This window comes from Guptibacillus hwajinpoensis, from assembly GCF_001039475.1.
Taxonomy (GTDB): Bacteria; Bacillota; Bacilli; order Bacillales; family Guptibacillaceae; genus Guptibacillus; species Guptibacillus hwajinpoensis.
The window spans coordinates 801077-814399 of record NZ_LELK01000001.1; the positions used below are offsets into that span (position 1 = coordinate 801077).

Annotated in this window: 16 protein-coding genes; all 16 read right to left on the reverse strand. The window is 34.7% G+C overall.

The window, feature by feature from the left end; translation table 11 throughout:
- Nucleotides 1–83: 83 nt before the first annotated feature.
- Nucleotides 84–926 carry a tyrosine-type recombinase/integrase gene (locus tag AB986_RS04035; RefSeq protein WP_048309591.1) on the reverse strand — a complete coding sequence of 281 codons (843 nt, stop codon included), beginning with the start codon at nt 924–926 and terminating at the stop codon, nt 84–86.
- Nucleotides 927–1390: 464 nt separating this feature from the next.
- Nucleotides 1391–2023 (reverse strand): type 1 glutamine amidotransferase family protein, encoded by a 633-nt coding sequence (locus tag AB986_RS04040; protein ID WP_048309592.1) that lies wholly within the window; start codon nt 2021–2023, stop codon nt 1391–1393.
- Nucleotides 2024–2097: 74 nt separating this feature from the next.
- Nucleotides 2098–3060 (reverse strand): helix-turn-helix transcriptional regulator, encoded by a 963-nt coding sequence (locus AB986_RS04045; protein WP_048309593.1) that lies wholly within the window; start codon nt 3058–3060, stop codon nt 2098–2100.
- A 149-nt stretch (nt 3061–3209) separates the two neighbouring features.
- Nucleotides 3210–4052 (reverse strand): alpha/beta fold hydrolase, encoded by an 843-nt coding sequence (locus AB986_RS04050; RefSeq protein WP_053216030.1) that lies wholly within the window; start codon nt 4050–4052, stop codon nt 3210–3212.
- Between the two features lie 120 nt (nt 4053–4172).
- Nucleotides 4173–4460, reverse strand: coding sequence for a hypothetical protein (locus AB986_RS04055; RefSeq protein ID WP_048309596.1), 288 nt, complete (start codon nt 4458–4460; stop codon nt 4173–4175).
- Nucleotides 4461–4589: 129 nt separating this feature from the next.
- Nucleotides 4590–4811 carry a helix-turn-helix transcriptional regulator gene (locus AB986_RS04060; protein ID WP_048309597.1) on the reverse strand — a complete coding sequence of 74 codons (222 nt, stop codon included), beginning with the start codon at nt 4809–4811 and terminating at the stop codon, nt 4590–4592.
- Nucleotides 4812–5137: 326 nt separating this feature from the next.
- Complete coding sequence (locus tag AB986_RS04065) at nt 5138–5902, reverse strand: alpha/beta hydrolase (RefSeq protein ID WP_048309598.1); 765 nt, start codon at nt 5900–5902, stop codon at nt 5138–5140.
- A gap of 280 nt (nt 5903–6182) precedes the next feature.
- On the reverse strand, nt 6183–6647 hold the full coding sequence (locus tag AB986_RS04070) for an Imm26 family immunity protein (RefSeq protein WP_048309599.1): 465 nt from the start codon (nt 6645–6647) through the stop codon (nt 6183–6185).
- Between the two features lie 131 nt (nt 6648–6778).
- A complete protein-coding gene (locus tag AB986_RS04075; RefSeq protein ID WP_048309600.1) occupies nt 6779–7141 on the reverse strand; it encodes a hypothetical protein in 363 nt (120 codons plus the stop codon).
- Between the two features lie 244 nt (nt 7142–7385).
- On the reverse strand, nt 7386–8639 hold the full coding sequence (locus AB986_RS04080; RefSeq protein ID WP_048309601.1) for an aminopeptidase: 1254 nt from the start codon (nt 8637–8639) through the stop codon (nt 7386–7388).
- 100 nt (nt 8640–8739) lie between these two features.
- On the reverse strand, nt 8740–9579 hold the full coding sequence (locus AB986_RS04085) for a GNAT family N-acetyltransferase (protein WP_048309602.1): 840 nt from the start codon (nt 9577–9579) through the stop codon (nt 8740–8742).
- An 88-nt stretch (nt 9580–9667) separates the two neighbouring features.
- Complete coding sequence (locus AB986_RS04090) at nt 9668–10585, reverse strand: GNAT family N-acetyltransferase (protein WP_048309603.1); 918 nt, start codon at nt 10583–10585, stop codon at nt 9668–9670.
- Between the two features lie 469 nt (nt 10586–11054).
- The gene (locus tag AB986_RS22545; protein ID WP_169749936.1) at nt 11055–11222 is read right to left on the reverse strand and encodes a hypothetical protein; all 168 of its coding nucleotides are present in this window, start codon (nt 11220–11222) and stop codon (nt 11055–11057) included.
- 36 nt (nt 11223–11258) lie between these two features.
- Nucleotides 11259–12182 (reverse strand): alpha/beta hydrolase, encoded by a 924-nt coding sequence (locus tag AB986_RS04100; protein ID WP_048309605.1) that lies wholly within the window; start codon nt 12180–12182, stop codon nt 11259–11261.
- Between the two features lie 69 nt (nt 12183–12251).
- A complete protein-coding gene (locus AB986_RS04105) occupies nt 12252–12812 on the reverse strand; it encodes a GNAT family N-acetyltransferase (protein ID WP_048309606.1) in 561 nt (186 codons plus the stop codon).
- A gap of 32 nt (nt 12813–12844) precedes the next feature.
- Nucleotides 12845–13264 (reverse strand): GNAT family N-acetyltransferase, encoded by a 420-nt coding sequence (locus AB986_RS04110; RefSeq protein ID WP_048309607.1) that lies wholly within the window; start codon nt 13262–13264, stop codon nt 12845–12847.
- Between the last annotated feature and the right edge of the window lie 59 nt (nt 13265–13323).

Below are 13323 nucleotides of genomic sequence, written 5' to 3' on the forward strand. Positions count from 1 at the left end.
TTCAATACCAATTATTTCAAAAGGGGATGGAGAACTCAATATTATTTTAATTAATAAAAGCGCATTCGATTGGAATGCGCTTCTTAAAAATACTTCATATAGAAATCATGTCGTAGTTTCCCACTAAGCTGAGCGTATAGTTTTGTTGTTTCAGTCTTCTCATGCCCCATTAAACTCTGAATCACATCAATAGGAGCCCCATTGTTAATCATATGCGTGGCATAGCTATGCCTTAATTGATGAGGGTGTATTTCTTTCTGAAGACCAGAACGTTTGGAGATTCGTTTTATGATATATCTTATAAGATATATACTCATCCTTCTTTTTGGCCTTCTTTCTGTTATAAATAAACAGGGTTCCAAGTCATCCCGTTCATCAAGATATCGTTTCAACCATAACGAACATCGTGTATTGAAATACACTTCTCTTTCCTTATCCCCTTTTCCATGGACAATGACTGAATTCGTATGAAAGTTGATATCATCGCGATTTAGCTTAACAACCTCGCCAATACGGCAGCCTGTCGAGTAAAAAAATTCGAACATCGCATTTTCCATAGAGTTTTCACATGCTTCTCTAAGGTGTTCGAGTTCTAGTTCAGAAAGAAACTTTGGAATTCTCTTACCCAGTTTTGGTTCTTTCAATTTTGCAGCTGGGTTCTTTTGAATATGGCCCTCATCATAGGTCCATTTAAATAACGACCGAATACAACGGACCCGGTGTCCTAAGCTTGAAGGTTTTAAATGTTCACCAACATCGACTAGATAAGCTTTCAGTTGATCAGTGGTAATCGCATTCATATCAACATCACCAAAGTAACGTAAAAGCGTATTGTACTGAAAACAATACGTTTTCAATGTCAAAGGGGAATACCCCTCAATCTTCTTATCAAGTTCGTACTTTTCCCATATCGTCGATAATAACATGGATATCACTCTCCTAGGTTATGAATCAAGTAAACTTGATTCTATTATGTCCCAGAAGTTTAAAATTTATACTAGAGTTATTCCAGAATCGAATACTGTGTCTTTATAGATGAGGCATATAGCCCCTTGGTATTGATGAAGTGAGGCGTTTCTTAGAACAACAAACGTTCCCCCGATTGCTTAACAGGGAATTGAACTCGATTTCAGGAAAAGTCTAAAACAACTTTTAATAATTAGAGTGATCACACTAGATTTCATCACTTAGATCAGGAAATTGAGGAGGAGCGATTTGATTATCCCACTATCACTCCGAGATAACGGAACTATAATGCCTTTAAAAAGCGTAAGGGTTATAACCGGGGGAGCGTCAGGAAAATGCAGATTTACAACGATAAGGAACTTCCAAACTGAAAAGCCTAACTTCTCTACAAATCAAAACAGAGAAATTGAGCATTTCAGTTACTTCATTTATTTATTGAATTCATCAACTGGAAGAAATATTCAGGTTCATGCGTTTTATTTAGGTTATACCACGAATGTAATGTATCTGGCGTAAATACATCTATTTTTTTCAGTACCTCCATTGCAAATTCCAGCGGAGCTATTCCTGATGCGGTAACTAAATTCTCATCAGATATGGCAGATCCAAAATCATAAAATTTTTCTCCTTTATAGTTAGGACTTACCATTTTGGTATATTCTATGTTATTACTTGTGTGCATTCTAGTATCTAAGTATCCCCTATTCGCGAGGGCCTCAATGGCGCCACAGATTGCAGCAACAATCGTGCCAAGATTTAAAGCCTGGCCGATTTTTTCCAAGATAGGCTGATGAATGTCTTCACTCCAAGTAGTCCCTCCTGGTAAAATTAAAAGATCTTTACGCTCAAATGTAAATTCATCAAGGGACATATCTGGTTTTAGGCTCAGCCCTCCCATCGTCGTAATCATTTCTTTATTTACTCCTACTGTCATTACTTTTAAAGGTGCTAAATCTTTTTTGAAATACCTTCCTGAGTTTAGTTCAGCAATTAAATATCCATATTCCCAGTCCGACATTGTATTAAATACATATAGAAAAACTTTTTTTGTTTGCATTCAATAACACTCCAATCACATTTGATATAGTCAGTATAATAAAACTTCCCTGACAGTTAGCGTCAGGGAAGTGATTATACTTCATGAAATTTTATTAAGTCCGACAGAACTTCAACAAGTCGTTTCTTTAGACTGATTGGCTCAATCACTTTAATAGATTGATTGTACGGTAAAAGTAAATAAGGTACATATGTATGGATCACATCTTTTTCTAGAAGAAAAACAGCTCGATTTGAAGACCGTTCTTGTAAATAATGTCCTAAAAACCAATGCTGACAAATATCATCCAATACACTTTTTTCCCCACTAATAACGAAAGATATCCCCCCTTCCTTATCTTCTACAATTGGAAGAAGACTGTTTATAAAAAAGTCATGTGCTGAAAAATTTTCTGGCCGGTTAAACTTATTTTCGGTTAGCATTAGACTTTCCATTCGATCTACTCTAAAACTGCGGATATCATTCCTAAGATGGCAAAATCCAATCACATACCACTTATTATTCCAATAAATAATTCTGTACGGATCGACCAATCTATCATTTGATTGCGTTTCGCCACTTTTATAGTAACTGATTTTTACTGAATACCCGTCAGCTACGGCCTGCTCCAACTCTTTCAAAAGAGATTCCATAGAGAGTAAACTTAATCGACTTATTACTTCAAGACTAGTCAAATGTTGATTTATCTTTGTTTCCTGCTCTTGATTTGAGTAGTTACTTAGTTTTGAAATGGCCCTATGTAGTGCTTTACCTCCATAATATCCGGCTTCTTCTGCAAAAACAGCAGCGTGAAATAGTGAAGTTTGCTCCTCAGAATCAAAAAAAAGAGGAGCTTCAATAAAATTGTTCAATAAAGTGTATCCACCATTATGTCCTGGTTCTGAAATGATAGGTACGCCACTTGTTGAAATGGTATCAATATAACGATACACAGTCCTTATATTCATCTCTAACTTTTCTGAAATTTGTTTTGCAGTAATTTTTTCACCTGAACGAAGCATCCATAGAATTGCTAACATATTGTCAATTTTAGGCATATAATTCCACCTCTATATCCCTCTATATATAATTAATAACCATCTTACAATAGCTAATAAATCCATCCTTTTTCCAAAAAAAGCCTATCTTATTACAGATAAGCTCCGAATTAGTTGAATAAAGTTCCAATTATTTTTAATAAACGTATTTATTGGCCTGTTTCGTGAACTTCTAAAAACGTTCTGATCAACTTCCTCATTTGTTCAGGTTGCTCAAGAATTGTCCAATGGCCACTCTCTTTTACTTCAACGAGTTTAGCAGTATTTAAGTGTTTTATGATATTTTCACTTATGAAATCTGGAGACAAGATATCATATGTTCCCTGGGCGATTAAAATATGTAATGTATCTAGTTGATGAATAGAAGGAAGAAGGTTGTATTTCTCCTCGATATCCTTGCTTATTTTGGTTAATGCAGCGTAATTATATTTAATTTCTTGTTTCTTTGTTAACGATTCCAGTGAATAAACATAATAGGGGTCCATAAGACTGGTGATCTTTTCGGATACATTTCCTCCTAGAGCTCCATGAAGCGAGTAAAAGCCTAATTTCATTTTTTCAACAAGCCCTAACTTTTGAAGAAGAGTCCTTTTATATGCTTGATAGTCTACAGAAGATAAGCCAATAACAGCAGTTAGAATGAGTTTATGAATATTGAATGGATACTTCGCTGCATATGATAAAGCTAGAATACTTCCCCACGACTCACCAAATAGTGTTATTTTATCCAGGTTTAATGCAATTCTTATTTGCTCAAGATTATTAATTTCATCTTTTATAGAGTAATGATTATCTTTATTTCTATCTGACTTGCCGCAACCTGTTTGATCATAAAATATGACTTGATAGGATTTTGCTAATGGCTCCATATAAGGTAAGAAGTATTCAGAACTACCGCCTGGACCTCCATGAATAAAAATGATTGGATCTCCCTTGCCTTTGACTTTCACAAACAGCAATTTACCATCTACTTCAATATAATCTTCTCTCAAAATAATACTCCTTCTGAGCTCATGCGTTTATTGTTTTATCAAATATTTTTTTATTTTGAAGACTCAAAATCAAGAGTCTCTTTCTCTAGCTCTATATTGGCTCCATTTTTTATCATAGTTTTAATATTTTTTTCTTAAAATGAAAATCAACAAAGAGTGTACAGTAGCCAACAAGCCGTACATTATAGTTAGAAGCTCAATCAAATCATCGACTGAAAATGCAAACACTGCCTCAATTACAACTGTCATAACAAAACCTACAGTGACAAGAATATATGTCCAAATGCTTGCTTTCCCTAATATTTGTTGTCCTCTTTCATCTTTTCCTTCGGTTGCTACAAAGTTGCAAAAATAAAAAACTGCGACCACTAACATAATAAGTGTGATTGTACTCAGAATAGATAACATAATGAACCTCCTGATTTCTAATAAGAAGTAGGCTTTATAAAAAATTCGTAATTACTCTACAAAACAGTTCAATGAAAATTATTTAACTTACTAATAAAGGAAATGTTCAATATTCCAATCAAAAATTTTTTAACTACCCTCATGTTCATAAGTAAAAATTTCTCCTATATTTGTCTCCAACACACGAGCTAACTCAAAAGCTAATATTAAAGAAGGATTGTAACGATTTGATTCCAATGAAGAAATTGTTTGGCGACTCACCCCCACTTTTTTTGCCAGGTCCCCCTGAGATAGTTTGTGTTCAGCTCTTAAAACATGAAGACGGTTATGTAATACTCCTTTTTTCTTCATATTAATACCTCAATTCTTTTCTTTAGTTAATTGTAATATATTTCTTTATTATTGTCAAAAATATATTACAATTAGTAAAAAATACTTTACTAAAAAGCTCACTTTTTATTATTACGATTCAACAAAAAAGGGAAAAGCCTCAGCAAGCTGCTGATTCTTTTCCCAGAGCAATAATGATGATAAGAGTTAGATCTCCTATTTATGTCCTTTAAATTAAAGAGTGTGTTCATTTCCTACATGCTTAATTCTAATACTTTGCCTTAAATTATCAATTCTCCTTTTTACATTAAAGTTCCGAGATTATGGAATAGTGGTTTTAAAAGTAATTAAGAGTTTTGCAAAAAGGTGAAAATTTCAGGAACTCTTTCTTTAAAAAACTCGTAACTGTGTTCACCACCATTGATGATTTTACCTTTTACGTTGGTGTTTTTCGCTTTCAAGATCTCAAATACAGCTTTGTTGCTATCTGAAAATACTCGATTAATCCTTTCATCTTTTCCTTCTTTATCGCCCCAATCTAAGTAAACACTCTCAATTGGTGACAAGTCCGAATTCTTAATCAATTCTTCTATTTCTTCTTGATTACGCCAAAAAGCTGGCGATATGGCTATAACTTTTTTGAATATTTGAGGATAACGGCACGCAGCATATATCGATATGAGTCCCCCTAACGAAATACCCCCAATTGATGTACGATCTTCTATTGTGCGGTACTTGTTATCAATAAATGGTTTCAATTCGTCTATTATGAAATCAACATATTTTGGTCCTTTTCCACCTAAGTTACATTGATAACCTAATATTTTCTCGCTGTACTTCCCATTAATCCAAGGGCAATATTCATTTACTCGTTCTTCGCTATTCTGGTCAATACTTACAACAATAACCTCTAAATCTTTTTTTTCTAAATAATCTTCAAGTGATAAAGATATTCCACCGATTGCATCTGCATCCCGAAAGACATTTTGTCCATCGTGCATATATAATACTGGATATCTAACTTCACCTCTAGGGTAGCTCTTAGGAAGATAAACTCTGATATTTCTATCTTCATTAAAAGAATTCATATATACAGAAAAAGTTCTTAACAAGATATATCCCCAACCTCTATTACTTTATTAAAAATCTTGCTCGACAATCTTGCCACTATTCCTTAATTCCAATTATTTCAAAACTAAATCACTTACTCAACCTTTTCTTGAAAGAAAAGACGTAATTCCTTAGTGCGGAATTACGCCCGAATAATGAAGATCGTTCTTCAACGTTGACGCTGCTATGATATTACATAATTGCACCCGATTATAGAAGATGCTCTGTAATCCGCTTAACAGGAAGTTATAAGTCGTAATTTATACTACCTTGATTCGTGATTTATAGATGATCTGCTAATTCTTTTATAAAAAGATAACCCCAAGTGCTGAATGTTGGAAACCTCTCCCACTCGCCTTTAATTATTGGCCGTAATTCTTCATAACCTTTCATAAGAATACAATGCTCATCAAAGAACTCTGCAGATTTAAAATAACCTGGCTCAATGTTGTCTAACTCTAGTGACCGGAAACCTAGTATCGTTCCATCCATACCTGTTTCCTGTATTGTCTTAATGTGAGCATCACCTTGATCAATAATTTTATAACCTTCAATATTATCTATAGTTGGAGGACCGTCCCCAATCCAATCCATCAATCCTGCCAAAAACCCTCGGGTGTCCTCTCTAGATACTTGCATAACACGGCCACAAGCATATCTACCAGATTCCAAAGGTATTGCCCAGAATTGTCCTGGTAATAAAAATTTATTTGATTTAGGTACGAATGGATAAGTTACTTTTCGCAATTAGTATACTCCTTTAAACAAATTAATAGTTTATATTGAATTAAACTGCCTTGAAAATATATTAAACAACAAGGAGCGTAATCCTTGCTAGATTATCACTCCGAGATTCTGAAGTAACCTATTCTCAAAACTTAACGATACTGTTCTCTGAATATAAATTTGTATCTAGGCTTTAGTGTAATCTCGATAATATTTTCAAATCTTTCTGTCTCCCCATGTATCAATCGAATTTTCGAACAATTCTTCCTATCCTCTACAATTTCTAGTTTCTTTACGGAACGAAATTCAATATAAGACAAAACGTTTGTTGTTTTCTTATCCTTTACACTTAAGGCAAACTCTTGATAGAAAGGCGAAATAATTACTTCAAATGATTCGTGATCATTCTCAAATGAGAATTTTGATTTATCATTATTAAAATCATCTGTTCTATCTTTTCTTTCAGGTATTGATTCGAAAACGGATATTAGGTTTAACTCTCCTGGAAATTCCATCTTCAACACTCCCTATTTACTGCACAATATACCATTACCAATTATTTTAACTTATTTCTAAATACCTCACTTACTCTTCTATTGAAAAGCTATCTTTTTGCAGATAAGCTCCGATTATATGGAAGACTTGATTTCGAGATATTGAAACAGATTTTTTTCTAATGCACCAGTTTGTTTTCACTATAACTAGCACTAAGTATAATCCACCAGAAATCAGTTTTCTCTATTTTAAGTTGTAGACGTATTAGAATTGGAAATCCCCATCCTTCATTAGCAGGACTTCCGTTTCACCTTCTTTAATGCCCACTACTTTCATATCTTTGGTACCAAAGGTCACATTGATTAACAAAAGTGACGTATTTAGACCTGACGCCTTCAACTCTTCCTCTGATTGTTCAATGCCATTTTGAATATTAGAGGGAGATGCATTTCCGATTCCAATATGACAGGACGTATTTTCATCAAACAAGGTATTGAAAAAAAGAGTATCCGCCTGAGCAAGAGGAGATTTATTAGAGACCAAGGCAATTTCACCTAGATAATGTGATCCTTCGTCTGTTTCGATGAGATTTTTTAACACTTCCTGTCCCTTAGCGGCAAAATAGTCGATAATCCGTCCATCTTTAAAAATCAGATAAAATTCATCGATGACACTTCCTCCATAGATAAGAGGCTTTGTACCTACTAATTTGCCATTCACCATATTTTTATGAGGAGCAGTAAATATTTCTTCCGTAGGAATGTTCGGAAAGAAAGGCGTTCCCTTTTTATCTATGACTCCCCCACCGATATAGAGATGATTTTTAGGCATACCAACTGATAAATCAGTTCCGCGTCTATTTGTAAAATGCAGAGATTCAAATTGGCTCTCGTTTAGGATCTTTTTTCGGCATTCAAAGGCTCTATTGTGAGTCTCCCAATCTTTTATAGGATTCTTCCCATCTGCCCGAGACCCTATTAAAATTAATTCCCACAATGATCGTAAAGCTTCTTCTTTACTTAGGTCAGGGAATACTTTTGTTGCCCATTCAACGCTCGGGACAGCTAGAAGACACCAGCGTACCTCGTGGGAACTAATTTTCGCATGATAATCCCTCAACTTGGCACGAGAGGCTTTTTGAAAACGATTTATCCTTTCTGTAGAAACCTCCTTAAAGACCTCTAAGTTTTCAGAAATAATATGTATGTAAGCAGCACCGGCATCGTCCCATTCCTTAAAACGGGCAGCCTGCCAATCAGGAAAGTGATCGATGGCAGTATCTGCTGCATTTAAGTAAAATTCTTTCGTAGACTGTTCATCTGTCCAATCTATAAATACATTTGAAGCTCCAGCATCGTAGGCAACCGTTTGGATTAGACGTGCAAACGTAGCATTTTGTATATCACTATGAATAATCAATAGTTGATTTTTTTGCAGATTCACACCTGCTCCTACAGCAAGTTCTGCATACTTTTTTAACTGTGCTTCACTTATAAATTCATATATTCCTTTCATCATTTAATATCTCCCCTGTGACTTTCTTGTATAATTTTACTGCACAACAAGCGATAGCCAAAGTGCAGCTATCGCTCCGATATTGCTGAATAAGAAATAATTTCTACAAGAACTTACGATATACTTGAGTATAATGAAGTGGCTTAAACCCTAAAGAGATGTACAACTTCTTAGCATTATCATTTCCCTCTACAAAACAAATGCGAATATCTTTATAACCCTCATTCAGCATTTTGTTAATACCAAATTGCAGAGCCTTACGTCCATAACCTTTCCCCTGGTATCTTGGTGCAACCATTAAATTATCTACTTCTCCTTCACCAGTTGTGACTGATGCAACAATTTGATCATTATCTAAAATTAAATAAATCTTATCTTTATTATTTAATTTATACTGTTTCACGGTTTTTTCTGAAGTAATATATGGTTTAAGATCATTCTTTCTATGCAAATCATAATAAGAATCTTGCACTACTTTAACAAAACGCTTAAAAAACTGATCTTCATATTTTACAAACTCTATGTCTGTTTTAGGGAAATACCCTCCCGTGTAGACTAATTCAGGAGAGCCCCACCATTTTTCATACCCCATTTTTTTAGCGAATCCAACTGGATTTCCTGATTCAATTCCAATATAAGTACACAAAAAATCAGGTTTAGTCTCTGAAACTAACTTTTCAATTTCTTTATATAATGCAGTTCCAATCCCTTTTAAGCGATACTTCGGTTCAACATATGTAATAATTTCGGTAATTGACTCTTCTTCATTTGGAGAGATAGATGCATATGAGTACCCTCTCAAACCATTACACTCATACAAAAGAAGTCGATTAGATTTTGAGGTTAATTCATCTAAACTACCAACATTATCTTCAACACCTGACTTTTTTATAAAAGTTAATAACTTTTTTTTATCTTCTCTTTCATTGTAAGTACGTATCATTAAGGTGAAACCCCTTCCATTTTTGTGACTTGTAAATTGAAATGGAATCTATTTATATTAACCCTCCCATTGCAATCACTTGAACCTTTTATAATACTAGATACATATCAGTTATAGATTTATTCCTAATGAATCCAAGTTTTTCATAAAGCTTAATCGCTGGATTATCTTTGATTACAGCTAAACGTGTAGCTTGGTACTCTTTATTCGAAATGTTTATAGAATGGGTTAATAAAAATCGTCCAAGACCTTTATGTTGATGTTCTGGGTCTACAGCTAAACTCATGATGAGAGGATAATCTTCAAATTCCATATGCAGACATACACCCACAATGTTGTTCGTACTCTTTTCTATAATGACTCTTGAACACTCTTCCATTATTTTATTGTTTTGATATTTTTCTATAAACTCCTTTACATGTTTAGTATAATCCTCTTTGGTTCCGATTTGTTTATAAGCTGGATTTGCTTTATAGGATTTTAAAATTAAATCTGCTATATCTTCTTTATTTTCATCTAATACTGATTTTAAAGAATACCCTTCTGGAAGCATTGCCTCTATTTGTTGGGTTGGACGAATCATCCAATAATTAACTTCATTAATCTGGCATCCTCTTTTCTCATACGTTGTAACGTGTTCTTCTACAACGTCTCTAACAATAATTTTTTCTTCAGTCTTTGATATCTTTTTTAAATGGTTTAAGATCTTATCGACTAATCCTTCGTAATCCTCATAAGGTGGTACTACGAATAAATCCGCCATAAAATTAGATCTTAGAAATACACCACCAATGACGTTTTCATCCTCTATGATTAAATATCCGCAGTCAAAAATGGTTGCAATTTCTTTCATTGTCTCAGAGGACCTTCTAAAGAAGTAGTCTGAATATTTTTGTCCATAATAAATTGAATAATATTTAAAGTATTCTTCAGGTTCTTGATAAACTAATCTCAATCTATCTTCTAGATCAATAAATTCATTTAAGGATTGACCTTGCTCACTCATAACTTTCTCCCTCTCCTCTTAAACGCCCTAATCCTATGAAATTTTAAAAAGAAATCTTAAGCTTGATTGCACAAAAACTTCACATCTTCATATTATCTCGAATTCAAGTCTTCCATTATCCTGCCCTTTAACAGAACAATCGTATCCCTTCATATCACAATACATTCATCAATTAAACTGACAGTTCCGATTTCATTTTTTGTTTTATTTCCCTATAAAAAAGCAGCTCAGTTTAGGAGACAAATTGTTTTTTTCCTCCATAACTGAACTACTCACATTAATTGTCTTTGCTTTTTTCGTTCCCCTTCTTGACATACCATTTCAACATAAACCCAAATATGGCACCTATACTCATACCAATACTATACTTTAAACTATTCCCTTCACCATCCACTAGATTGACTAATGGTACAATGATCACTATTCCTAAAGCAAAGGGAAGCCAATTTTTTAACAAGTAGGCTAACATCTAACTACCATATTCCTTACTATCATATTTATCAGTAACGTTATCAGCAAGATCTTTACAAGAGAAACAGTAAAGTGTCCGGTTTTCAGAAATAACCCCATCCAGGAAACCATCTAAACAATAAATTGGTTTATGACAGTTTGCACATTCGCCTACCCTTTCTTTCATCGAACCACCTCTTACTTACCTTCGTAGAAAAAGATTCTAATTATCCTTGTTAATGTACTTAAGTGCACTTGCTAATTCTTCATTGAAGTTTTCAGGATATTCATGGTCAAGGTTCTTTATAATCTTCAGTTCATGCTGAATTCCCTTCTTTTTCAGCAATTCTGATAGTTTTTGAGATCCTTCAAGACAGTCTTCATCTTGATCACCACAGATAATATAACCTCTTATACCTTCTCCTTCTAAGTGATCTAGAGCATTGCGCCACTCCTCTACTTCTGGAAGCCATGGTGCAGCAAATACAAACCCTTTTACCGAAAAGCGCTTATCTAGTAGTGCTTTCAGTGCTACGCGACCTCCTGCTGAGAATCCGCCGATGACCATGTTCTTACTGTTATTAAGGTTTTGAACATGCTCTGATACTTCTGCTACTCCTTGTTCAACATCTTCCCACTCATACGCATCTGAAAATTGTATTTGTGAGGATTGAGGAAGCGCTAATGTATATCCTTCTTTGAGAGCACCTAGCCATGCAGTTTTGGTCATTTCAGCATTTTCTTGATCACCATGAAGTGCCATTAGAACGGGGTGTTCGCCATCACCTTCAATAATCAGTTCCGCACTTGTCGCTTCTTTTGCTTCTCGTTCTCGATCTCTACAAAGAGCTACCAACTCTTTAAATTCATCATAGTTACGAAGGGAATTTAAGTCTTCATCTGACTGTAAATAGTCGTAGGCGTACCAATATCCATAATCTATGACTGCTTCTTTCATCGTAGCTAGTGCTTCTTTCTCTAGACCTGACGCTGCTGCTAATGCATATTTGAAGTTATATAGTTGTGCCTTATTTCCTTCTACTCCATCGGCATTTTCTTTCATAAACTGATAAGCTTTTAGACTACCGCTCTTATCATAAATAGCAATCGTCTCATTTAATAAATGTGTATATGTCATTATTTTCATAGAATCCTCCAATTTTTGACTCGCTCGTTCTCTATCATGCCACAGGCTATGTAAAAAAACACAGGGAAACTAAGATTTATTAAGAATCTCCCATTCTGTACGCAACATTCCCATTTTGATGGCATCATAATACTCTCCATCTACCATTCTCGCATCTCTTATTCTCGCTTCTTCTTTCATGCCAAGCTTCTCAGCCACTTTCATCATGCGATGGTTTCCAGACCAGGTTGACATGCCAAGGCGGTGGAGTGTTGTTGAACGGAAGAGAAAATCAATCCATACTTTGTATGCTTCAGATCCATACCCACCATTCCAATATTGTTTATCGTAAATCACAATTCCAGTCTCTAGCCAGTTTGTATTACGATCCACCCAATAGGAGCCAACCGTTCCAATCACATGTTCCCCAGCTAGTATGACAAGAGTATCTGGTATCCCGGGTAGAATTTCATTGTTATGCTCCCACATTCTTCGATACTCTCGCCTAGTTATCTTCTTTTCAGGGATGTAAGGACCATTCCATTTCTTCGCTTCCTGTTCAACCTCCTCATATTTCCAATAGTAAAGTACATTAATATCATTCCATGTGGCTTCTCTTAACATAATTTTATCTTTCGAAATCGTTATCAAAAGTTGTTCCCACCTTATGAATCGTTTTTTATCTATTTCGACTTATAATAAATAATTTCAGGATCATCTTCATCAATATGATCGATTGAGCCGCTTTTCACATAGCCGAGCGAATGAAACAATTGATGCATGATCGTATTGGATTTGTTAGTTGAAGAAAAAATCTTCTTCGTTGGAGATATCTCTTCAAACCGATCGATCAAGGAACGCGCAACACCATTCCGCCTTGAAGAGGGACGGACCATTAACAACGAAATGAATGCATACTCAAAAAATGATGTATGATAAATAAGAAAACCAGCAGTTTCAAGATCTAAAACACAAGTTAAGCATCTTTGTTCTTGTATCGCTTTCTCTATTTCGTGCCTTCTTCTATCGTCACCGATTACTTGTGAATCAATCTGACAAAGATCATTAAGATGTAGCATTTCTGAAATCATTACACTCTTCATATTTTCATGTCCTCTTTCGCTTCCTGTAGGTTTACACAATGTCAATTATTTCAAAACTG